The organism is Kitasatospora sp. NPDC098652, assembly GCF_044760155.1.
Taxonomy (GTDB): Bacteria; Actinomycetota; Actinomycetes; order Streptomycetales; family Streptomycetaceae; genus Kitasatospora.
Window position 1 is genome coordinate 1 of record NZ_JBIWAQ010000069.1, and the last position, 1098, is coordinate 1098.

Annotated in this window: 2 rRNA genes; both read left to right on the plus strand. The window is 58.3% G+C overall.

What is annotated here, in order from left to right:
• Nucleotides 1-85, plus strand: a 16S ribosomal RNA gene (locus tag ACIQWA_RS40955); the annotation flags it as partial.
• 270 nt (nucleotides 86-355) lie between these two features.
• Nucleotides 356-1098: ribosomal RNA gene (locus ACIQWA_RS40960) — 23S ribosomal RNA — on the plus strand; the annotation flags it as partial.

Consider the following 1098-nt stretch of genomic DNA (forward strand, 5'->3'; position numbering starts at 1 on the left):
GGAGCCGTCGAAGGTGGGACCAGCGATTGGGACGAAGTCGTAACAAGGTAGCCGTACCGGAAGGTGCGGCTGGATCACCTCCTTTCTAAGGAGCAATATGCCGCTTGCAGGCGAATGTCCTGCACGGTTGCTCATGGGTGGAACGTTGACTATTCGGCACAGGAAGAGACCAGGGGCTAGTACTGCTTCGGCGTGGAACGCGTTCTGGGATTGACTGTGTCGGGCACGTTGTTGGGTCCTGAGGGAACGGAAGTTGCCTCAAGGATGCCGGCCTCACTCGAGGCACCTGTTCAGGGTGTTGAGGGTGTGTGACTGGTCGTTGTTTGAGAACTGCACAGTGGACGCGAGCATCTGTGGCCAAGTTTTTAAGGGCGCACGGTGGATGCCTTGGCACTAGGAACCGATGAAGGACGTGGGAGGCCGCGATAGGCCCCGGGGAGCTGTCAACCGAGCTTTGATCCGGGGGTGTCCGAATGGGGAAACCCGGCAGTCGTCATGGGCTGTCACCCGCTGCTGAACACATAGGCAGTGTGGAGGGAACGCGGGGAAGTGAAACATCTCAGTACCCGCAGGAAGAGAAAACAACCGTGATTCCGGGAGTAGTGGCGAGCGAAACTGGATGAGGCTAAACCTTGAGCGTGTGAGACCCGGCAGGGGTTGCGCTCAGGGGGTCGTGGGATTTTTCTTGATCGGTCTGCCGGCCGGTCGGCGAGTCAGAAACCGTATGGGTAGTCGAAGGACATGCGAAAGGTCCGGCGTAGAGGGTAAGACCCCCGTAGACGAAATCTGTACGGCTCGTTTGAGAAACTCCCAAGTAGCACGGGGCCCGAGAAATCCCGTGTGAATCTGGCGGGACCACCCGCTAAGCCTAAATATTCCCTAGTGACCGATAGCGGATAGTACCGTGAGGGAATGGTGAAAAGTACCGCGGGAGCGGAGTGAAATAGTACCTGAAACCGTGTGCCTACAAGCCGTGGGAGCGTCGTCAGTCGGCTTGCCGGCTGGCCGTGACTGCGTGCCTTTTGAAGAATGAGCCTGCGAGTTTGCGGTGTGTAGCGAGGTTAACCCGTGTGGGGTAGCCGTAGCGAAAGCGAGTCC